This window comes from Pseudomonas sp. ok266, assembly GCF_900110195.1.
GTDB classification, from domain to species: Bacteria; Pseudomonadota; Gammaproteobacteria; order Pseudomonadales; family Pseudomonadaceae; genus Aquipseudomonas; species Aquipseudomonas neuropathica.
The window spans coordinates 293,990-313,356 of sequence record NZ_FOCU01000008.1 but is presented as its reverse complement, the minus strand read 5'-3'; the positions used below and the strand labels follow the sequence as shown (position 1 = coordinate 313,356).

Below are 19,367 nucleotides of genomic sequence, written 5' to 3'. Positions count from 1 at the left end.
TGCCCCTATCGTGAGAGTCATACCGCTTTCGCGAGCAAGCTCGCTCCCACATTTATCAGCATTTCTCCCCGCCTCCCTGCGTCCGCCGAGCTTTTCGCAACCTTATACAGGGCCCTTTCTTAGAAGCGTTTGCGTTGAATCCGACCAAACAATCACGCTTTTCCTACTGATGGCTACACTCCTGAGAAGCTCGCCCACGCACCATTCGGCCGTCGCAAGGAGGCTTGATGAATGATGAACTGCAACACCTGAAGAATCTTGGCAAGACGTCGGCGCAATGGCTGCATGCCGTGGGCATCCACAGCGCCTCGGACTTGCGTCGCCTGGGCGCGGTGGACGCCTACCGGGCCGTGCGTACCCGCGGGTTTCGCGCATCGAAGGTGTTGTTGTATGCGATCGAAGGCGCGCTGATGGATGTGCACTGGAACGACATCCCCGCCGAACGCAAGGACGCCCTCAACAAGCAACTCGAAGCCATTTCCTCGCGCCACAAGAACTGAACGGGCATTGACCGTCATGTATTTACTGGGGGAACAATCGGCCTGCGCCGATGCCTTGATCAATCGTTTACAGACCTTGCCCGCACTGTGGCTGCGCGATTTGGCGCCTTGCGGTCCAATGCTGGAACTGGAGGCGGCGGATGATTTGCTGACGCAGTTACCCGCCGATCAGCTATTCATGCTGAATGAAGGGATGATCAACGGCTGTATCGGCGCCCGTCCGCTGTTTTATTGGCAGGACGGCGATTTGATCGGCCTTCAGCAAGGTGAGGACTGGGCTGATTGCCGTTTGTGCAGTGACGGGGCGTTGCGCTTGACGCCCTATTGGCGCCGTGAGGTTTTCCAGCATGTGTATGCCGACGCTCATCGGACAGACCAGTTTCTAGAGTATCTGCTGGGGCAGATGGCGATCCTCGCCCATGCCGTCGCGGAACTGAAACCGCGCGAGTTTCGCAGCACCAATGGCTTCAAACGGGTCGAGGCGGGTGAAATCCTCATCAGCCAGGGGGACGCGGCTGATCACGTGTTCGTGATCATCGACGGGCATGCCGAAGCGTTTGTCGACGGGCATAAGGTGGGAGATGTGGCCAAAGACGAGATTTTCGGTGCCATGGCCGTGTTTACCGGCGAGCCACGCAATGCCACGGTGATCGCACGAGAACCGAGCACGGTGATGCTGATTCCCGGTGATCATTTTTTGAGCATGACCCGCACCAATCCAAAGATCGCCCACAGCCTGATCGAGAGCATGGCACGGCGGATCGGCCAGTTGAATCGGCAGATCACGCAAATGACACCGACTGAAGGTCAACGCTAAAAGTCTTTGTTTGCGGGGCGTACCGACCATTTTCCAGACGATTTCAAAGAAACGGAAAAACAGTTGTTGACTCGGTAATGAGAATCGCTATGATTATCACAACTGGTCGCGAGATCAGTCGATATTCTGAAAAGCCCTTGGTTCGGACTCTCAGATTATCTCCTCATCAGGCTAATCACGGTTATTTGACCCGGTTTTTACCGGGTCTTTTTTTGCCTGTGGAAAAGTCATTTGCCGAACTGTTTACGCATCTGCTCGCAGTAATCCTGTTTTGGCGTGGCCGGCGTGTACCAAACGTAGTCGGCCATCGCGGCGGTCACTTCGGCGCCCTGCTCTGCCAGCATCAACACGGTGGGTGCCTGGGCGGCGCCCAGATCCACAACATGCAACGGCACGCCGACGTCCTTGCGCGCATGCCACGCACCGGCCAGCAGGACTGAAGATGAAGGAGCCGCCAGCAGACGCTCGGCCATACGCCGATCACGTTGTTGCTGAACGGCGAGCATCGCCGGCATCTGTGATTCGGGCAGCAGGCCACAGTGGGAATCGCTGATCTGCTCCAGCAAAACGGCTTTCACGGATTCCGTATTGCTGCGCGTCCCCTTTAACACCGGCGGATCACGATAGAAGGCGCGGATTTCAGCGCTATCCAGATTCGCCGCCAGCAGTGGATACGGCTGAGTCAGCGCGAAGCGGACAATCGGCCCATAGAAATTCCAGTCCCAGCCGTCCTCCCAGGCCAATGCACCCGGCAGTTCAGCGGGCGGCGTTTTCGCCTGACGCACTTGATCAACGCGAGGCTGCTGATCCGGCGTGAGCATTTCCAATAGCAGACTGCCCTGCGACCGCTGTTCACCGAGCGAGCGCAACAGCCACAATTGCGCGGCGTGATGATCGGCGTTGTCATGCTGCTCACCAATGATCAGCCGCTCAGGCTCGGCAAGACCCGTCAGCAACTGCTGTGCCGTCAGCACCTGACCGTTGCGCAGGTCGCGAATCTCGCCATTGATCGGCGGTGGCGCCGCAACATGCTGACACCCCGCAAGTAACATCACCGCCAACAACCACAACCCACGCATGCCATCACCTCAAGGATCCTGTCAGCGGGCGATGATCAGCGGATGCCCGCGCTCCGGGTGCGGCTGCACCAACACTTCGAGACCGAATACAGCCTGGAGCGTGTCCGGTCGCAAAACCTGCTGCGGTGTATCCAGCGCCACCGGACACCCACCTTCCAGCAGCAGAATGCGATCACAATAACGCGCCGCCAGATTCAGATCATGCAGGATCACCAACACCGCCGCGCCACGATCGGCAAACTCGCGTACGGCCTGCAGTGTCGTGTGTTGATGCAGCGGATCGAGCATTGACGTTGGTTCATCCAGCAGCAGCGTCTGTCCGGCCTGCCCCGGCCAAAGCTGCGCGAGCACCCGCGCCAGATGCACACGCTGACGCTCCCCCCCGGACAACGCCAGATAACTGCGACCGCTCAAGTGCCCGGCATCCGCTGCCGTCAATGCCTGTGCGATGATTTCGGCATCCCGCACCCGCCCGCTTTGCCAAGGCAAGCGGCCCATGCCGACCACTTCCTCAACGCGAAAAGCAAAATCCAGGGTCGACACCTGAGGCAACACCGCCAGTCGTTGCGCGCGCTGCGGGCCTGTCCAGTGACTCAACGCTTGCCCATCGAGCGAAACTCCGCCCGCGCTCGCTGCCAGCTCACCGCACAAGGCACCGAGTAACGTACTTTTGCCAGCACCGTTCGGCCCAAGCACACCGAGCACTTGACCCGGTTCGAGCTGCAACGAGACATCGCTGAGCACAGCCTTGCGAGCCCGAAGGATGTGCAGATTCTGCGCACCCAACATCAGGCACGCCCTCGCAGTAGCAAATAGAGGAAGAACGGCGCACCGATAAACGCGGTGACGATGCCGATCGGCAACTCTGCCGGTGCCAGCGCCAGCCGCGCGACCAGATCAGCCAACAGCAACAGGCTCGCCCCCGCCAGCACGGAGGCCGGCAGCAACACTTTGTGATCTGGCCCCGCCAGCAAGCGCACCAGATGCGGCACCACCAGCCCGACAAAACCGATCATCCCGGCGGCCGCCACTGCTGCGCCAACCCCGAGCGCCGTGCAAAACACCAATTCACGCTTGAGCCGCTCGACATCAATGCCCAAATGACCAGCCTCGGATTCCCCGAGCAGCAAGGCATTCAGCGCTTTGGCGCGACGCGGCAACCACAACGCCACGCCGGCGCTGATGATCAGCAATGGCCACAACCGCGCGTAACTGGCGCCGTTGAGACTGCCGAGGTTCCAGAACGTCAGCGTACGCAAGGTCGCGTCATCCGCCAGATAAGTGAACAGCCCCACCGCCGAACCGGCCAGCGCCGTCAGTGCGATGCCCGCCAGCAACATGGTAGCGACGTTGGTCTGGCCATTACGGCGACCCAGTCGATACACCAGCGCCGTCACGCCGAGGCCGCCGAGAAACGCGCAGACCGACAGCAGATACGGCCCGATCCATTCCGGCAGGCCGCCAAAAAAAGCACCGCCGACAATCGCGATCGCTGCGCCCAATGCCGCTCCGCTGGAAACACCGACCAGTCCCGGATCGGCCAGCGGGTTACGAAACAAGCCCTGCATCGCCACGCCAGACAACGCCAGCACACCGCCCACTGCAAGTCCCAGCAGCGTTCGCGGCAGACGAATCTGCCCAAGGATCAGTTCAGCCTGCTCCAGTCCGTCCGGTGCCAACGGCACACCAAGCATGCGTAACGCGGCACGCAACGTGTCGAACAGCGGCAGACTGACGGGCCCGAGTGCCAACGATAGCCAGATCGCCAATAAACACAGGAGCGTCAGGCCAATGAACAAGCCACGGGGTTTTACCAGTGTGGTCATTGGCCGCTCTTGGCCGGGTAGAAACCGTCAGTCAGGGTTTTCAGCGCCGCTGGCAAACGCGGCCCGAGCCCACCGACCAGCAGGGTCGGATCCAGCTCCAGCACACGCCCGGTCTTCGCGGCGCGACTTGAATTGAGAATAGGGTTTTCCTTGAACAGCGCCGCTTTCGCCGCCTCACCGGTCAACGCACGGTCGGCGAACACCAGCACTTCAGGATCGAGACTGGCAAGGGATTCCACGGAAAACGGCTTGTAACCCGTGTGCGTCGCCAGGTTATGTCCGCCCGCCTGTTGCAGCAACCAGTCGGCGGTGGTGTCCTTGCCCGCAATCAATGGCTTGCCACCGGCATGTCCAAGCAACAGCAGCACACCCGGCGCTTTTTGTTTGGTCTGCACTTCGGTAACCCGAGCCTTCTGCGCATCGAGTTGCTGTTGATAACTTTGCAGCAGTTGCGCGGCCTGAGCCTGTGCGCCGAGCAATTGGCCCAAATGAGTAACGTTTTTCTCCAGCGTTGGCAGATCTGGCTGAGCCGAAAACAACGCCACCTGAACCTTGGCCGCTTTTACCTGCGACAGTACCGATGGCGGGCCCATTTCTTCAGTGCCGATGAGAATGTCCGGACGCAGGCTGAGAATGCCTTCAGCGGAAAGGCTGCGCTGATAACCAATACTTGGCAGCGCCTTCAACGACTCCGGATGCTGGCTGGTGGTATCGACGCCAACCAGTTTCGACTCGCCGCCCAATGCCGTTACCCACTCCGACAGCGCACCGCCGGCGCTGACCCAACGTTGCGGCAAATCGGCCGCTGCAGCCTGGTGGCTGACCAAAAGTCCGACACACAGCACGGCAACGCGGGTACTCAGGCGCATACACAGCTTCCTTGAATAAGGTTTTTTCCCGGGCATCCGGATGGCAGGCCAAGTATCCTCGACATCTGCCAGACGCCTGCGGGTGAAGGCCGCCATTTGATAATTGTTTGCATTTAAACGTCAAGCTCGGACATATCCAGACACGAGCGGACACTAGAGGATAGTCATGAAGCTTCTCTGCGCAGGCGCCGATCTGGCGGAAGCGAAAAGTCGTGGATTCGAGATCGACGGAAAAAAGCTGTTTGCCGTGCGTCGCAATGGTCAGGCCTATGTCTACCTCAATCGCTGCCCGCACCGGGGCGTGGGCCTGGAATGGCAACCCGACCGGTTTCTCGACCCGAGCAACAGCCTGATCCAGTGCGCCACCCACGGCGCACTGTTTCTGATCGAGGACGGTGAATGCGTCGCCGGGCCTTGCGCCGGGCAAGCACTCACCGCCATTTCTTGCCGGGAAGATGCGCAAGGGCTGTGGATCGATGTTTAACCGTTAAGCAGCACGTCGAGACGCCGGTCGATGACCATCTCTTCATGGTCCAGCCGCACGCCATACGCCAGCACCTCAACGCCACAAGCCACCGCTTCGAGAAGGGCATCGGCGTAGGCCGAATCGATTTCCTTCGCCGGCCGCACCGCGTCAATCCCGGTCAGATTGACGCAATACAACTGCACCGCCCGAATCCCGTCCCGCGCCAGATGTGCCAATTCACGCAAATGCTTGGCGCCGCGCTGGGTCACCGCATCGGGAAACGCCGCCACGGCGGTGCCGTCGAAACCGAGGGTGACGCTTTTCACTTCAACATAAGCCGGGCCGCTCGGGTATTCGAGGCGGAAGTCGATTCGGCTCTTTTCCTGCCCGTACGCGACTTCACGTTTCAATGCGGTAAAGCCGTTCAACTCGCTGATGACGCCGGCCTGCAACGCCTCCTCGACCAAACCGTTGGCCCGTGCGGTATTCACGCAAAACAACCGACCCTGCGGGGTTTCACCAATTTCCCAAGTGCCCGGTAATTTACGTTTCGGGTCATTTGAGCGGCTGAACCAGACCTGCCCGCCTTCGACCTGACAGTTGAGCATCGAACCAGTGTTCGGGCAGTGAATGGTCAGCAACTCGCCGTCAACGGTTTCGATATCGGCGAGAAAACGCTTGTAACGACGGATCAGTCGCGCCTCTTCCAGAGCAGGATAAAAGCGCATCAGCCTTGCCAGCTCTTCAAACCACGGGCAATACGCTCCACCGCTTCCTGTAAGCGAGGGAGGTTTTGCGTGTAGGCAAAACGCACATGGTGGCTGGCCTGATAGCGACCGAAATCCAGACCCGGGGTGAACGCTACATGTTCGGTTTCGAGAAAATGTCGGCAGAACGCGAAGGCATCGCCGCCGAACTGGCTGATATCGGCATAAAGATAGAAAGCGCCTTCCGGCTCCACGGCGATGTTGAAACCCAACTCGCGCAACGCTGGCAGGAGGAAATCACGGCGGCGACCAAATTCGGTTCGGCGCTCTTCCAGAATGGCGATGGTGTCCGGTTCGAAACAGGCCAACGCCGCATATTGGGCCATGCTCGGCGCGCTGATGTAGAGGTTCTGCGCCAGTTTTTCCAGCTCGCTGACGGCAGCATCCGGCGCCACCAGCCAGCCGAGACGCCAGCCGGTCATGCCGAAATATTTGGAGAAACTGTTCAACACAAAAGCGCTGTCATCGACTTCCAGCACGCTCGCCGCATCGGTGCCGTAAGTCAGACCGTGATAGATCTCGTCCACCACCAGATGCCCGTGTTTCGCCTTGATGGCTGTGGATAACCCGGCCAGCTCATCGCGGGTCAGGATCGTCCCGGTCGGGTTGGCCGGCGAAGCGACCAATGCACCGACGCTGTCGTGATCCCAATGACGCTCGACCAGATCCGGAGTCAGTTGATAGCGCACGTCCGGGCCAACTGGCACCAGCTGCGCTGCGCCTTCGACCAGTCGCAGGAAGTGCCGGTTGCACGGGTAGCCCGGGTCCGCCAGCAGCCAGTGTTTCCCCGGATCGACCAGTAATGCACTGGCCAGCAACAGCGCACCGGAACCGCCCGGCGTGATCAGAATCCGCCGCGGATCGATGTTCAGGCCATAGCGCAATTGGTAAAAACCGGAAATCGCCTCGCGCAATTCAGGAATGCCGCGCGCAGCGGTGTAACGGGTCTTGCCCGCCGTTAAAGCGGCCTGCCCGGCACGGATGATCGGCTCGGCAGTAGTAAAGTCCGGCTCGCCGATTTCCAGGTGGATCACGTCGTGGCCTTCAGCCTGTAATTCATTGGCCCGCGCCAGCAGCGCCATCACATGGAACGGTTCGATCGCACGACTGCGCGCACTGTAGGGCTGAGCCATTGGTTTTCCTTCGGCAGGGAAAAAGAGACGATTCTACCCATCTGCCGGAACGAGCGAGAACCCGCAGCGGTCACAGCCTCAAGAACGCTGGACTGTAACGATATGAGCGTACGCTCCAGGATTGACTAAAATCAGTGATTGAACAGGTCTTCAGCACCACCAGACACGGCTTGCCAAACATTTGCAAGCGCCACCCGCCGGGGCCTCGACATCCGGGAGTAGCGCAGGCCGAATTGATCTGGTAAGTTCGCCCGCTTGCAGCCGCAGGGCCGGCAGGTGTCGGTGATGGAGCAATCCTGCGCAATGGATTACAAGAGTAGAGGCGGTCCATTTCATGCCCACCCAAGCAAAGCAACAGCAGCAAACGGCGATCAGTGGCTTCGAACCTTACGTTCAGGCCAAAGACGAAGAGTACATGGGCAAACCCATGCGCGCGCACTTCACCAAGATCCTGACCAAGTGGAAACTGGACTTGATGCAGGAAGTCGACCGAACTGTTGATCACATGAAGGACGAAGCGGCCAACTTTCCCGACCCGGCCGACCGTGCCAGTCAGGAAGAAGAGTTCGCCCTTGAACTGCGTGCCCGTGATCGCGAGCGCAAGCTGATCAAGAAGATCGACAAGACACTGCAACTGATCGAAGACGGCGAATACGGCTGGTGCGATTCGTGCGGTATCGAGATCGGCGTCAAGCGCCTTGAAGCCCGTCCTACCGCCGACATGTGCGTCGACTGCAAGAACCTGGCTGAGATCAAGGAAAAGCAGGTCGGCAAGTAATCTCGACCTGAACGAAAAACGGAGCGTGCGAACGCTCCGTTTTTGTTTCTGCCTTTTGCCTTTTGTAGGAGTGAGCCTGCTCGCGATAGCGGTGGGTCGGTCGATATCGGTGTTGAATGTCACACCGCTATCGCGAGCAGGCTCACTCCCACAGGTTGACCTGCGTATAGCCTGAAAAGTAGCTTCGTCTCCATGACTGCCAAAACATCCCCCGCCTACATCGGCCGCTTCGCCCCAACCCCCAGTGGCCACTTGCACTTCGGTTCGCTGGTTGCCGCCCTCGCCTCTTACCTCGACGCTCGCTCGGTCGGCGGTCGCTGGCTGGTGCGCATGGAAGATCTCGACCCGCCCCGCGAAGAACCCGGCGCACAAGCGGCGATTCTCAAGGCGCTGGAAAGCTACGGCTTCGAATGGGACGGCGACATGGTGCGCCAGAGCGATCGCCACGACGCCTACGCGGACGTGCTCAATAGCCTGTTCAATCACGGCCTCGCTTACGCCTGCACGTGCTCGCGCAAACAGCTCGAAGCGTATAACGGGATTTATCCGGGCCTGTGCCGCAATGCTGGCCACGATCAGCAAGACGCCGCTATCCGCCTGCGCGTACCCGAACTGGAATACCACTTTATCGACCGCGTGCAAGGCGAATACCGCCAGCATCTGGGTCGCGACGTCGGCGATTTCGTGATCCGCCGCCGTGACGGTCTCTACGCCTATCAACTGGCGGTGGTGCTGGATGATGCCTGGCAAGGTATCACCGACATCGTGCGTGGTGCCGACCTGCTCGACTCGACGCCGCGCCAACTCTATCTGCAAGAGTTGCTGGGGTTGCGCCAGCCGCGCTATCTGCACCTGCCGCTGATTACCCAACCGGACGGCAACAAACTCGGCAAGTCCTATCGCTCGCCGCCGCTGCAAGCCGATCAAGCCACACCATTGTTGCTGCGCGCCCTGCGTGCTCTGGGGCAAAACCCTGGCGCTGAACTGGCCCACGCCTCACCGCAAGAATTACTCAAGTGGGGCAGCGCACACTGGGATGCCACGAAGATCCCGCGCACACTGACCCTGCCCGAAGCGCAACTGCTATGACGACACTTGCAGTCGTGCGCCCATCCGTTACCATCGCCGCACGTTTTCGGGCACGCGCATAAAAAAGAGAGGCCGGGATGTACATCTATCGCTTGGTCCTGCTTTTAGTCGTGGGGATCTACCTGTTTTCCCCCGCCATCATGGATTGGTGGATCGACGCTACGGGCGCCTGGTATCGCCCCTATCTGCTCTGGCTGATCCTGATTGTCGTGACCTTCATCCTGCAGAGCCAAAAAGATGCCGATGAGCTTTAGCCTGACCCAGATGATCCTGATCAGCGCCGCGTACCTGGCGGTGCTGTTCGGCGTCGCCTGGATCAGCGAACGGGGCATGATCCCGCGGGCGATCATTCGCCACCCGCTGACCTACACCTTGTCGCTGGGGGTTTACGCCAGTGCGTGGGCGTTCTACGGCACGGTCGGCCTCGCCTATCAGTACGGCTACGGCTTTCTGTCCAGTTACCTCGGCGTGTCCGGCGCATTTCTGCTGGCGCCGGTGTTGCTCTATCCGATCCTGAAAATCACCCGCACCTATCAACTGTCGTCGCTGGCGGATCTGTTCGCGTTTCGCTTTCGCAGCACCTGGGCCGGCGCGCTGACCACTATTTTCATGTTGATCGGTGTGCTGCCGCTGCTGGCGTTGCAGATTCAGGCGGTGGCCGACTCCATCGGCATTCTGACCGGCGAGCCGATCCAGAGTCGCGTCGCGCTGGCGTTCTGTGCGCTGATCATCCTGTTCACGATTTTCTTCGGTTCCCGGCATATCGCCACCCGTGAGAAGCACGAAGGACTGGTGTTTGCGATTGCCTTCGAGTCGGTGATCAAACTGATCGCTCTCGGCGGCGTCGGCCTGTATGCGCTGTACGGCGTGTTCGACGGCCCGCAACAGCTTGAGATTTGGCTGCTGCAAAACCAGACTGCCCTCGCCGCGCTGCACACGCCGTTGCAGGAAGGCCCCTGGCGTACGCTGCTGCTGGTGTTCTTTGCCTCGGCGATCGTGATGCCGCACATGTATCACATGACTTTTACCGAAAACCTCAACCCGCGCTCGCTGGTCAGTGCGAGCTGGGGCCTGCCGCTGTTCCTGCTGCTGATGAGCCTGGCGGTGCCGCTGATTCTCTGGGCCGGCCTCAAACTCGGCGCCACAACCAACCCGGAATACTTCACCCTCGGCATCGGCATCGCCGCCAACAGCAAACCGCTGGCGTTGCTCGCCTATGTCGGCGGTTTATCGGCGGCCAGCGGGCTGATCATCGTCACCACGCTGGCGCTGTCGGGCATGGCGCTGAACCACTTGGTTTTGCCGCTCTACCAGCCGCCGGCCGAAGGCAACATCTACCGCTGGCTGAAGTGGACCCGCCGCGCGCTGATCGTCGCGATCATCATGGCCGGTTTCGGCTTCTACCTGATGCTTGGCGCCGAGCAGGATCTGGCCAACCTCGGCATCGTCGCGTTTGTCGCGACCCTGCAATTCCTGCCCGGGGTATTGTCGGTGTTGTACTGGCCGACCGCCAACCGTCGCGGCTTTATCGCCGGTCTGCTGGCGGGCATTCTGGTCTGGGTAGTGACCATGCTGCTGCCGCTGGTCGGCAATCTGCAGGGTTTCTACATCCCGCTGCTGAACATGATTTACGTGCTCGACGACACCAGTTGGCACATGGCTGCAATCGCCTCGCTGGCTGCAAACGTCTTGATGTTCACGCTGATCTCGCTGTTCACCAACGCCAGCCCGGAAGAAGCCAGCGCCGCCGAAGCCTGTGCGGTAGACAACGTCCGTCGTCCGCAGCGCCGTGAACTGCATGCGGCCTCGCCACAGGAATTCGCCACACAACTGGCCAAACCGCTGGGCGCCAAGGCTGCGCAGAAAGAAGTCGAGCAAGCGTTGCGTGACCTCTATCTACCATTTGACGAACGCCGTCCTTATGCACTGCGCCGTTTGCGTGACCGTATCGAGGCCAACCTTTCCGGTCTGATGGGCCCGAGCGTGGCGCAGGACATGGTGGAAACCTTCCTGCCCTACAAGGCGGGTGGCGAAAACTATGTGACCGAAGACATCCACTTCATCGAAAGCCGCCTCGAGGATTACCACTCGCGCCTCACAGGTCTGGCCGCCGAACTCGACGCCCTGCGCCGTTACCACCGCCAAACCTTGCAGGAACTGCCGATGGGCGTCTGCTCGCTGGCCAAGGATCAAGAGATCCTGATGTGGAACAAGGCCATGGAAGAGCTCACCGGAATCGCCGCCCAACGCGTGGTCGGTTCGCGCCTGAGTACCATCGGCGAGCCGTGGAAAGAGTTACTCCAGGGTTTCATCAACCTGCCCGACGAGCATTTGCACAAACAGCACCTGGCCCTCGATGGCCAAACACGCTGGTTGAACCTGCACAAAGCGGCAATCGACGAACCGTTGGCACCGGGTAACAGCGGCCTGGTGCTACTGGTCGAAGATTTGACCGAAACGCAGATGCTCGAAGACAAACTGGTGCACTCCGAGCGTCTGGCCAGCATTGGTCGTCTCGCGGCGGGTGTGGCTCACGAAATCGGCAACCCGATCACCGGCATTGCTTGTCTTGCGCAAAACCTGCGCGAAGAGCGTGAAGACGACGGCGAACTGACGGAAATCAGCGGGCAGATTCTCGAACAGACCAAACGTGTGTCGCGCATCGTCCAGTCGTTGATGAGTTTCGCCCATGCTGGCAGCCATCAGCACAGTGACGAGCCCGTTTGTCTGGCAGAGGTCGCTCAAGATGCAATCGGCCTGCTGGCCCTGAACCGACGCAATTTCGAGGTGCAGTTCTACAACCTCTGCGATCCTGATCATTGGGTCGAGGGCGATCCGCAGCGACTTGCCCAGGTACTGATCAATCTGCTCTCCAACGCCCGCGACGCCTCACCGCCGCACAGTGCGGTACGGGTCAAGAGCGAAGCCGGCGAACACACGGTCGATCTGATCGTCGAAGACGAAGGCAGCGGTATTCCGAAGAACATCATGGATAGATTGTTCGAACCCTTCTTCACCACCAAGGATCCTGGCGAAGGCACCGGTCTGGGCCTTGCACTGGTCTATTCCATCGTTGAAGAGCATTATGGACAAATCACCATCGACAGCCCGGCTGATGTACAGAGCCAACGCGGCACCCGTATCCGGGTGACCTTACCGCGTCATGTCGAAGCGACGTCCGCTGTGAACTGAGACCGTCGAGAGTATCGAATCAATGCCGCACATTTTGATCGTCGAAGACGAAACAATTATCCGCTCCGCCTTGCGCCGCCTGCTGGAACGCAACCAGTACCAGGTCAGCGAAGCCGGTTCAGTGCAGGAAGCACAAGAACGCTTCACCATTCCTACGTTCGATCTGATCGTCAGCGATCTGCGTTTGCCGGGCGCGCCGGGCACTGAGCTGATCAAGCTCGGCCAAGGCACGCCGGTGCTGATCATGACCAGTTACGCCAGTCTGCGCTCGGCGGTCGACTCGATGAAGATGGGCGCGGTGGACTACATCGCCAAGCCTTTCGACCACGATGAAATGCTTCAGGCTGTCGCGCGGATCCTGCGTGATCGCCAATCGGCACCGGCTGCTGGCGAAGCAGTTGCCAGTAAACCGGCCAATGGCAGCGGCAAATCTGCCGTCGACAACAGCAATGGCGAGATTGGCATCATCGGCTCCTGCCCACCGATGCAGGACTTGTACAGCAAGATCCGTAAAGTCGCGCCGACCGATTCCAATGTATTGATCCAGGGCGAGTCTGGCACCGGTAAAGAACTGGTGGCCCGCGCACTGCACAACCTGTCGAAACGCGCCAAGGCGCCGATGATCTCGGTGAACTGCGCAGCCATTCCGGAAAGCCTGATCGAGTCCGAACTGTTCGGCCACGAGAAAGGCGCATTCACCGGCGCCAGCGCCGGGCGTGCCGGTCTGGTCGAAGCGGCGGACGGCGGCACCTTGTTCCTCGACGAAATCGGCGAACTGCCGCTGGAAGCTCAGGCTCGCCTGCTGCGTGTGTTGCAGGAAGGCGAAATTCGCCGTGTTGGCTCGGTGCAGTCGCAGAAGGTCGATGTACGCCTGATCGCGGCCACTCACCGGGACCTGAAGAGCCTGGCGAAAATCGGCCAGTTCCGTGAAGACCTTTATTACCGTCTGCACGTGATCGCGTTAAAACTGCCGGCCCTGCGCGAGCGCGGCGCCGACGTCAACGAGATCGCCACGGCTTTCCTCGCTCGCCAAAGTGCGCGCATCAACCGTACCGACCTGAAATTTGCCGCGGATGCCGAACAGGCGATTCGTCATTATTCCTGGCCGGGTAACGTGCGTGAACTGGAAAACGCAGTCGAGCGCGCGGTGATTCTGAGCGAAAGCGCGGAAATCTCCGCCGACCTGCTGGGCATCGACATCGAGCTGAGCGATCTGGAAGACGACGAGTTCATCGGTCTGCCGCCACAAACGCCGGGTAACGCCAGCAACAGCAGCCACGAGCCGACCGAAGACCTGTCGCTGGAAGACTACTTCCAGCACTTCGTTCTCGAGCATCAGGACCACATGACCGAGACCGAACTGGCGCGCAAACTGGGCGTCAGCCGTAAATGTCTGTGGGAGCGCCGTCAGCGTCTAGGCATCCCACGGCGCAAGACCGGGGTCGCCAGCGAGAGCTGAACGTTACCTGTCGAGTGTGCGGGTAACGCTTGAAGATGTGAAAAAACTGTTACCTCAGTCGATTCACGTAACAGAAGCCGGGGTTATCGGTAACGAAACCCCGGCTTTTTTTCGCCCCGACAAAACGGTTATATCGACCTAACCCCTTGTTTTATTGGGTTTCGCAAAAGTTGGCACGGCCCCTGCTATATGTTTGGTACAAGAACAATAACAAGCAATGCACAAGACAATAAAAATAAGACGAATCGACTCACGCACAATAAAAACAAGACGGCGAGAGGCGCAGCTAACTGATTCTTTTGGAGAGGCGTTGTATTTGGGGCTTGCCCCACGACCAGGCCGAGAACAACAAAAACTGTCCTAAGACAGAGCCTGTACTGGTTGGATCGAGAGATCACTGCAATTCAGCGACCAAAGCAATCCGTTTGCTCTTGGCTCCCGATTGGGAGGGTCACGAAGGAAACACTTCGTGGCGAGGGCACTCAACAAAAACAAGAAGCCCGAATCAATAATAAAAAGAGCACGCAACTACTTCTTGGGGAGCTTCGGCTCCCCTTGTAGTTTCTCCCTTCCGGCAAAATCCTTCGAATTTCCCTTGCTCGCCCCTTGCAGCTTGGGGCTTACAGCTCAAATCTGCCGTGTCCTACACCATCCCCCGACTAAATGCTAGAATCTGCGCCCATCATGCGGTCATTCTTTGGTATGGCCGAACATTCCTTCAAACAGTGCATCCCATGCTGAAGAAGCTGTTCCAGTCATTCCGAACTCCCGTGCGTCGTACGCAACACATCCGCAGCACCCCTGAAGTGCTCAACAGCGGCCAACATTCGCTGCAGAAAACGCAATTCAGCCGCTATGCGGTGAATATCGTCGAACGCCTGCAAGGTGCCGGTTACCAGGCTTATCTGGTCGGCGGTTGCGTGCGTGACATGCTGCTGGGCATCACGCCCAAGGATTTCGACGTCGCCACCAGCGCCACCCCCGAGCAAGTCCGTGCCGAATTCCGCAATGCGCGGATCATTGGCCGTCGCTTCAAACTGGTGCACATCCATTTCGGTCGCGAAATCATCGAAGTCGCGACCTTCCGCGCCAATCACCCGGTCAACGAAGACGACGAAGACAGCAACCAGTCTTCGCGTAACGAGAGCGGGCGGATTCTGCGCGACAACGTTTACGGCACCCTGGAAGAAGACGCGCAACGCCGCGACTTCACCATCAACGCCCTGTATTACGATCCGGTCAGTGAGCGCATCCTCGATTACGCCAACGGCGTACACGACATCCGCAATCACCTGATCCGTCTGATCGGTGATCCGAAGCAGCGCTACCAGGAAGACCCGGTGCGCATGCTGCGCGCCGTGCGTTTTGCCGCCAAGCTCAATTTCGGCATCGAGAAGCACACGGTTCAGCCGATCCGCGAACTGGCGCCGATGCTGCGCGAGATTCCGTCGGCACGCCTGTTCGAAGAAGTACTCAAGCTGTTCCTTTCGGGACACGGCGCAATCACCTTCGAAATGCTGGTCGACCTGCAACTGTTCGCCCCGCTGTTCCCGGCCAGTGCCGATGCGCTGGAACATAACCCGGAGTACACCCACACACTGATCAGCGAAGCGCTGACCAACACCGACTTGCGCATCAAGCAGAACAAACCGGTGACCCCGGCGTTCCTGTTTGCCGCACTGTTGTGGCCTGCTTTGCCGGCTCGCGTGTTGCGCTTGCAGGAACGTGGCATGCCGCCGATTCCAGCGATGCAGGAAGGCGCGCACGAGCTGATCGCCGAACAATGCCAGCGCATTGCGATTCCGAAACGCTTCACTATGCCGATCCGCGAGATCTGGGACATGCAGGAGCGCCTGCCACGCCGCAGCGGCAAACGTGCCGACCTGTTGCTGGACAATCCGCGTTTCCGCGCCGGTTACGACTTCCTGTTGCTGCGTGAAAGCGCCGGCGAGGAGACTGATGGCCTCGGTGAATGGTGGACTGACTATCAGGACGCCAACGACAGCGAACGTCGCGATATGATCCGCGACCTCAGCGGCAAGGGCGATGACGCCAGCGGTGCTCCGCGCAAACGTCGCCGCAGCAGCGGTTCCAAGCGCAAACGCGCCGGCGCCCCGAGCGCTACAGGCGAATAAAGGCATGGAACGCATCTACATCGGCATGGGCAGTAACCTCGCTGACCCGGCCGAACAGTTGCGCAGCGCCGTCGAGGCGCTGGGGCAACTGCCGCAGACCACACTCGCGGGCGTTTCCGCCTTCTATCAAAGCGACTCGTTGCTGCCAGGCCAACCGCGGTACACCAACGCGGTCGCTGCGCTTGACAGCGATCTTGCGCCGCTGGATCTGCTCGATGCCTTACAGGCGATCGAGAATGATCAGGGCCGCGAGCGTCTGGAGCGCTGGGGCCCGCGCACGTTGGACCTGGATATTCTGCTGTTCGGTGATCGCTTGATCGACGAACCGCGCCTGAAAGTCCCGCATTATCAGATTCAGGAACGTGCGTTCGTGCTCTATCCCCTCGCCGAACTGGCGCCGCAAGATATGCGTCTGGCCGATGGCCGCACCTTGTCCGAGCTGCTGGCAGCCTGCCCGTTCGTCGGCCTGGAACGCCTCCCCCACGCCTGACACAAATCCGCCCTTTGTAGGAGTGAGCCTGCTCGCGATAGCGGTGGATCAACCAATAAATCTTTGGCTGACAGAACGCTATCGCGAGCAGGCTCACTCCTACAGGGATTGCGCCACATCCAGATTTATTGTCCGACAAAAACCCCGCGAATCAGGCCCGCCGCAGCGCTGAATCGCATCAGTAACGCCGGTAACACTCCCCTCGTAACAATGCGGTAACACACGCAATTGACTTCCTGTTGGCTCATCACGACTATAGGCGTCCCGCTGCCGCCAACCCGGCACATACGGGCGCAATCCAGGCCTTATAAGCACGACAAAAGAGCGTGCGCCTGAGTAGATGAAGAATCACGCGCGTTACTCGCAGTAGTTTCCAGAGCGCCTGAACGAGGATTTTTTACATGCCAGCCATCACCCTGACCACGCTCCAGAGCCTCAAGCAGAAAGGTGAAAAGATCACCATGCTGACCTGCTATGACGCGACCTTCGCCCACGCCTGCAACGAGGCTGGTGTCGAAGTGCTGCTGGTGGGCGACTCCCTCGGCATGGTCCTGCAAGGTCACGACAGCACTTTGCCGGTGACCACCGCAGAAATGGCCTACCACACCGCTTGCGTCAAACGTGGCAATACCGATGCCCTGATCCTGGCTGACTTGCCGTTCATGGCCAACGCCACCCTTGAACAAACCATGACTAACAGCGCCATGCTGATGCAGGCCGGTGCGCACATGGTCAAGGTCGAAGGTCAACTGTGGCTGGCCGAGTCGATCCGTCTGCTCGCCGAGCGCGGTGTGCCGGTTTGCGCGCACATGGGCCTGACCCCGCAAGCGGTGAACATTCTTGGTGGCTATAAAGTGCAGGGCCGCAACGAGAACCAGGCGCGGCAGATGCGTGCCGATGCGATCTCGCTGGAACAGGCCGGCGCCGCCATGCTGCTGCTCGAATGCGTACCGAGCGAACTGGCTGCCGAAATCAGCCAGGCGGTGAAGATTCCAGTCATCGGCATCGGCGCCGGTAACGCCACCGACGGCCAGGTCCTGGTACTGCACGACATGCTCGGTCTGTCGATCACCGGCCGCGTGCCGAAATTTGTCAAAAACTTCATGCACGGCCAGGACAGCATCCAGTCCGCGCTAAAGGCTTACGTCAACGAAGTCAAAGCCACCACGTTCCCTGGCATCGAACACGGATTCTCTGCATGAACACCGTTAAAACCGTACGCGAACTGCGCGCCGCCGTAGCCCGCGCCCGCAGCGAAGGCAAGCGCATCGGCTTTGTGCCGACCATGGGCAACCTGCACAGCGGTCACGTTGCACTGATCACCAAAGCCACCCAACGTGTGGACTTCGTGGTCGCGAGTATTTTCGTCAACCCGCTGCAGTTCGGTGCCGGCGAAGACCTCGATAAATACCCGCGCACGTTGGCAGCGGATCAGGAGAAGCTGCTCGAAGCCGGTTGCTCCCTGCTCTTCGCGCCGACTGTCGAAGAGATGTACCCCGACGGCATGGCCGGACAGACTCGGGTCAGCGTGCCGCAGTTGTCCGAAGGCCTGTGCGGCGCCAGCCGTCCGGGGCATTTCGAGGGTGTGGCGACCGTCGTCAGCAAACTGTTCAACATGGTCCAGCCGGACCTGGCGATTTTCGGCCAGAAGGATTACCAGCAACTGGCGGTGATTCGCGCGCTGGTGCACGACTTGAACATGCCGATCCAGATCATCGGCGAACCGACCGTACGTGCAGCCGATGGCCTGGCGCTGTCATCGCGCAATGGCTTCCTCAACGAGGAACAGCGCGCGGTGGCTCCGGTGGTCTATCGCTCACTGAGCAACATTGCCGAGTCGATCAAGCAAGGCCAACGCGACTTCCCGGCAATGATCAGTGCCCAGGTACAGCAGCTGGAAGCGGCGGGCCTGCGTCCGGATTACCTGGAAATCCGCCATGCACTGACCTTGCGTCCGGCGACGCCGGAGGATCGCGATCTGGTGATTCTGGTGGCGGCGTTTCTTGGCACTACTCGGTTGATCGACAACCTGCACCTGAATCTCGACACCCCCGCTTAAAAACACCGCAATACCCCCTGTAGGAGTGAGCCTGCTCGCGATAGCGGTGTGTCAGTCAGCATTAGTGTTGAATGACACACCGCTATCGCGAGCAGGCTCACTCCTACAGTGGTTTTCGGTGTTATGAAAATTGCGTTTCAAGCCTTATTGCCGCCCCTAAAGCCTTCGGGCACACTGCCCGCCGTTCGATTCCAACCCGGGAAAATCCCTCATGCACGCGATCATGCTCAAGGCCAAACTGCACCGCGCCGAAGTCACTCATGCGGTGCTCGATTACGAAGGTTCGTGCGCTATCGATGGCGAGTGGCTGGACTTGTCCGGCATTCGTGAATACGAGCAGATCCAGATTTATAACGTCGACAACGGCGAGCGTTTCACCACCTACGCGATTCGTGGCGAAGAAGGCTCGCGGATGATCTCCGTCAACGGCGCCGCAGCGCACAAGGCCAAGGTTGGCGACCGTGTGATCATTTGTGCCTACGCCCATTACAGCGAAGCGGAACTGGTCAATTTCAAGCCACGCATGCTCTACATGGCGCCAGGCAACGAGCTGAGCCACACCAGCAACGCCATCCCGGTTCAGCTCGCCTGATCCCGATTTTGCCCCGCCCCCTCCGTTTGTCGGCCAAATCCCGGTCTCGATGTTAAAAAAGTACAGGGATCTGGTCAGACAAAGTCAAGACAGAACGCAGCGCGAGGTTTACTGTA

At 59.6% G+C, this 19,367-nt stretch carries 19 protein-coding genes; 13 read left to right on the top strand and 6 right to left on the bottom strand.

All coding sequences use genetic code 11. The features are described 5' to 3' along the window. Positions 1 to 227: 227 nt before the first annotated feature. Positions 228 to 500 (top strand): TfoX/Sxy family protein, encoded by a 273-nt coding sequence (locus BMY54_RS17440; RefSeq protein ID WP_003228231.1) that lies wholly within the window; start codon positions 228 to 230, stop codon positions 498 to 500. Positions 501 to 516: 16 nt separating this feature from the next. Further along, positions 517 to 1,317 carry a Crp/Fnr family transcriptional regulator gene (locus BMY54_RS17435; RefSeq protein WP_093434934.1) on the top strand — a complete coding sequence of 267 codons (801 nt, stop codon included), beginning with the start codon at positions 517 to 519 and terminating at the stop codon, positions 1,315 to 1,317. Positions 1,318 to 1,544: 227 nt separating this feature from the next. Here the strand turns inward: BMY54_RS17435 and BMY54_RS17430 are convergent, their stop codons facing one another. From BMY54_RS17430 to BMY54_RS17415, 4 genes are read right to left on the bottom strand one after another with little or no spacing between them, the layout of a single operon-like run. Beyond that, positions 1,545 to 2,396: a ChaN family lipoprotein gene (locus tag BMY54_RS17430; RefSeq protein WP_093434932.1), complete on the bottom strand. Its 852-nt coding sequence runs from the start codon at positions 2,394 to 2,396 to the stop codon at positions 1,545 to 1,547. A gap of 21 nt (positions 2,397 to 2,417) precedes the next feature. Next, positions 2,418 to 3,185 (bottom strand): heme ABC transporter ATP-binding protein, encoded by a 768-nt coding sequence (locus BMY54_RS17425; RefSeq protein WP_093434930.1) that lies wholly within the window; start codon positions 3,183 to 3,185, stop codon positions 2,418 to 2,420. Beyond that, on the bottom strand, positions 3,185 to 4,222 hold the full coding sequence (locus BMY54_RS17420) for a FecCD family ABC transporter permease (protein WP_093434927.1): 1,038 nt from the start codon (positions 4,220 to 4,222) through the stop codon (positions 3,185 to 3,187). Before BMY54_RS17420 ends, BMY54_RS17425 begins: the two co-directional genes overlap by 1 nt. Then, entirely contained in the window at positions 4,219 to 5,091 is an 873-nt protein-coding gene (locus BMY54_RS17415; protein WP_093434925.1) for a heme/hemin ABC transporter substrate-binding protein, read from the bottom strand. Before BMY54_RS17415 ends, BMY54_RS17420 begins: the two co-directional genes overlap by 4 nt. Before the next feature lie 166 nt (positions 5,092 to 5,257). Here BMY54_RS17415 and BMY54_RS17410 point away from each other — a divergent pair, with 166 nt between their 5' ends. Beyond that, complete coding sequence (locus BMY54_RS17410; RefSeq protein ID WP_093434921.1) at positions 5,258 to 5,575, top strand: Rieske (2Fe-2S) protein; 318 nt, start codon at positions 5,258 to 5,260, stop codon at positions 5,573 to 5,575. Here the strand turns inward: BMY54_RS17410 and sfsA are convergent. Both sfsA and BMY54_RS17400 read right to left on the bottom strand, forming a co-directional pair. After that, positions 5,572 to 6,285, bottom strand: a complete 714-nt coding sequence (gene sfsA / locus BMY54_RS17405; RefSeq protein ID WP_093434919.1) for a DNA/RNA nuclease SfsA — start codon at positions 6,283 to 6,285, stop codon at positions 5,572 to 5,574. The genes BMY54_RS17410 and sfsA overlap by 4 nt on opposite strands. Beyond that, the gene (locus tag BMY54_RS17400) at positions 6,285 to 7,457 is read right to left on the bottom strand and encodes a pyridoxal phosphate-dependent aminotransferase (protein ID WP_093434917.1); all 1,173 of its coding nucleotides are present in this window, start codon (positions 7,455 to 7,457) and stop codon (positions 6,285 to 6,287) included. Before BMY54_RS17400 ends, sfsA begins: the two co-directional genes overlap by 1 nt. Before the next feature lie 334 nt (positions 7,458 to 7,791). Here BMY54_RS17400 and dksA point away from each other — a divergent pair, with 334 nt between their 5' ends. From dksA to panD, 10 genes are all read left to right on the top strand, one after another. Next, positions 7,792 to 8,235: an RNA polymerase-binding protein DksA gene (dksA, locus tag BMY54_RS17395; RefSeq protein WP_007909922.1), complete on the top strand. Its 444-nt coding sequence runs from the start codon at positions 7,792 to 7,794 to the stop codon at positions 8,233 to 8,235. A 192-nt stretch (positions 8,236 to 8,427) separates the two neighbouring features. Then, entirely contained in the window at positions 8,428 to 9,324 is an 897-nt protein-coding gene (gluQRS, locus tag BMY54_RS17390; protein ID WP_093434915.1) for a tRNA glutamyl-Q(34) synthetase GluQRS, read from the top strand. A 77-nt stretch (positions 9,325 to 9,401) separates the two neighbouring features. Further along, positions 9,402 to 9,578: a hypothetical protein gene (locus BMY54_RS17385; protein WP_003176118.1), complete on the top strand. Its 177-nt coding sequence runs from the start codon at positions 9,402 to 9,404 to the stop codon at positions 9,576 to 9,578. Continuing rightward, positions 9,562 to 12,516 carry a sensor histidine kinase gene (locus BMY54_RS17380; RefSeq protein ID WP_175559618.1) on the top strand — a complete coding sequence of 985 codons (2,955 nt, stop codon included), beginning with the start codon at positions 9,562 to 9,564 and terminating at the stop codon, positions 12,514 to 12,516. The genes BMY54_RS17385 and BMY54_RS17380 overlap by 17 nt, the downstream gene beginning before the upstream one ends. A 22-nt stretch (positions 12,517 to 12,538) precedes the next feature. After that, positions 12,539 to 13,975 (top strand): sigma-54-dependent transcriptional regulator, encoded by a 1,437-nt coding sequence (locus BMY54_RS17375; RefSeq protein ID WP_093434911.1) that lies wholly within the window; start codon positions 12,539 to 12,541, stop codon positions 13,973 to 13,975. 734 nt (positions 13,976 to 14,709) lie between these two features. After that, complete coding sequence (locus BMY54_RS17365) at positions 14,710 to 16,110, top strand: polynucleotide adenylyltransferase PcnB (protein ID WP_064118692.1); 1,401 nt, start codon at positions 14,710 to 14,712, stop codon at positions 16,108 to 16,110. Between the two features lie 4 nt (positions 16,111 to 16,114). Beyond that, positions 16,115 to 16,600 (top strand): 2-amino-4-hydroxy-6-hydroxymethyldihydropteridine diphosphokinase, encoded by a 486-nt coding sequence (gene folK, locus BMY54_RS17360; protein WP_093434907.1) that lies wholly within the window; start codon positions 16,115 to 16,117, stop codon positions 16,598 to 16,600. Positions 16,601 to 17,001: 401 nt separating this feature from the next. Further along, complete coding sequence (panB, locus tag BMY54_RS17355; protein WP_093434905.1) at positions 17,002 to 17,802, top strand: 3-methyl-2-oxobutanoate hydroxymethyltransferase; 801 nt, start codon at positions 17,002 to 17,004, stop codon at positions 17,800 to 17,802. Beyond that, positions 17,799 to 18,659 (top strand): pantoate--beta-alanine ligase, encoded by an 861-nt coding sequence (panC, locus tag BMY54_RS17350; RefSeq protein ID WP_093434903.1) that lies wholly within the window; start codon positions 17,799 to 17,801, stop codon positions 18,657 to 18,659. The genes panB and panC overlap by 4 nt, the downstream gene beginning before the upstream one ends. A gap of 211 nt (positions 18,660 to 18,870) precedes the next feature. Further along, positions 18,871 to 19,251 (top strand): aspartate 1-decarboxylase, encoded by a 381-nt coding sequence (panD, locus tag BMY54_RS17345; RefSeq protein ID WP_003205654.1) that lies wholly within the window; start codon positions 18,871 to 18,873, stop codon positions 19,249 to 19,251. The last annotated feature ends 116 nt before the right edge of the window (positions 19,252 to 19,367 follow it).

Coding starts and splice junctions, on each gene's coding strand:
- BMY54_RS17400 (WP_093434917.1), bottom strand. CDS start 7,457: ATGGCTCAGCCCTACAGTGCGCGCAGTCGTGCGATCGAACCGTTCCAT.
- panC (WP_093434903.1), top strand. CDS start 17,799: ATGAACACCGTTAAAACCGTACGCGAACTGCGCGCCGCCGTAGCCCGC.
- BMY54_RS17425 (WP_093434930.1), bottom strand. CDS start 3,185: ATGTTGGGTGCGCAGAATCTGCACATCCTTCGGGCTCGCAAGGCTGTG.
- BMY54_RS17385 (WP_003176118.1), top strand. CDS start 9,402: ATGTACATCTATCGCTTGGTCCTGCTTTTAGTCGTGGGGATCTACCTG.
- BMY54_RS17435 (WP_093434934.1), top strand. CDS start 517: ATGTATTTACTGGGGGAACAATCGGCCTGCGCCGATGCCTTGATCAAT.
- BMY54_RS17375 (WP_093434911.1), top strand. CDS start 12,539: ATGCCGCACATTTTGATCGTCGAAGACGAAACAATTATCCGCTCCGCC.
- BMY54_RS17420 (WP_093434927.1), bottom strand. CDS start 4,222: ATGACCACACTGGTAAAACCCCGTGGCTTGTTCATTGGCCTGACGCTC.
- BMY54_RS17410 (WP_093434921.1), top strand. CDS start 5,258: ATGAAGCTTCTCTGCGCAGGCGCCGATCTGGCGGAAGCGAAAAGTCGT.
- folK (WP_093434907.1), top strand. CDS start 16,115: ATGGAACGCATCTACATCGGCATGGGCAGTAACCTCGCTGACCCGGCC.
- dksA (WP_007909922.1), top strand. CDS start 7,792: ATGCCCACCCAAGCAAAGCAACAGCAGCAAACGGCGATCAGTGGCTTC.
- panD (WP_003205654.1), top strand. CDS start 18,871: ATGCACGCGATCATGCTCAAGGCCAAACTGCACCGCGCCGAAGTCACT.
- BMY54_RS17365 (WP_064118692.1), top strand. CDS start 14,710: ATGCTGAAGAAGCTGTTCCAGTCATTCCGAACTCCCGTGCGTCGTACG.
- gluQRS (WP_093434915.1), top strand. CDS start 8,428: ATGACTGCCAAAACATCCCCCGCCTACATCGGCCGCTTCGCCCCAACC.
- BMY54_RS17380 (WP_175559618.1), top strand. CDS start 9,562: ATGCCGATGAGCTTTAGCCTGACCCAGATGATCCTGATCAGCGCCGCG.
- sfsA (WP_093434919.1), bottom strand. CDS start 6,285: ATGCGCTTTTATCCTGCTCTGGAAGAGGCGCGACTGATCCGTCGTTAC.
- BMY54_RS17430 (WP_093434932.1), bottom strand. CDS start 2,396: ATGCGTGGGTTGTGGTTGTTGGCGGTGATGTTACTTGCGGGGTGTCAG.
- BMY54_RS17415 (WP_093434925.1), bottom strand. CDS start 5,091: ATGCGCCTGAGTACCCGCGTTGCCGTGCTGTGTGTCGGACTTTTGGTC.
- BMY54_RS17440 (WP_003228231.1), top strand. CDS start 228: ATGAATGATGAACTGCAACACCTGAAGAATCTTGGCAAGACGTCGGCG.
- panB (WP_093434905.1), top strand. CDS start 17,002: ATGCCAGCCATCACCCTGACCACGCTCCAGAGCCTCAAGCAGAAAGGT.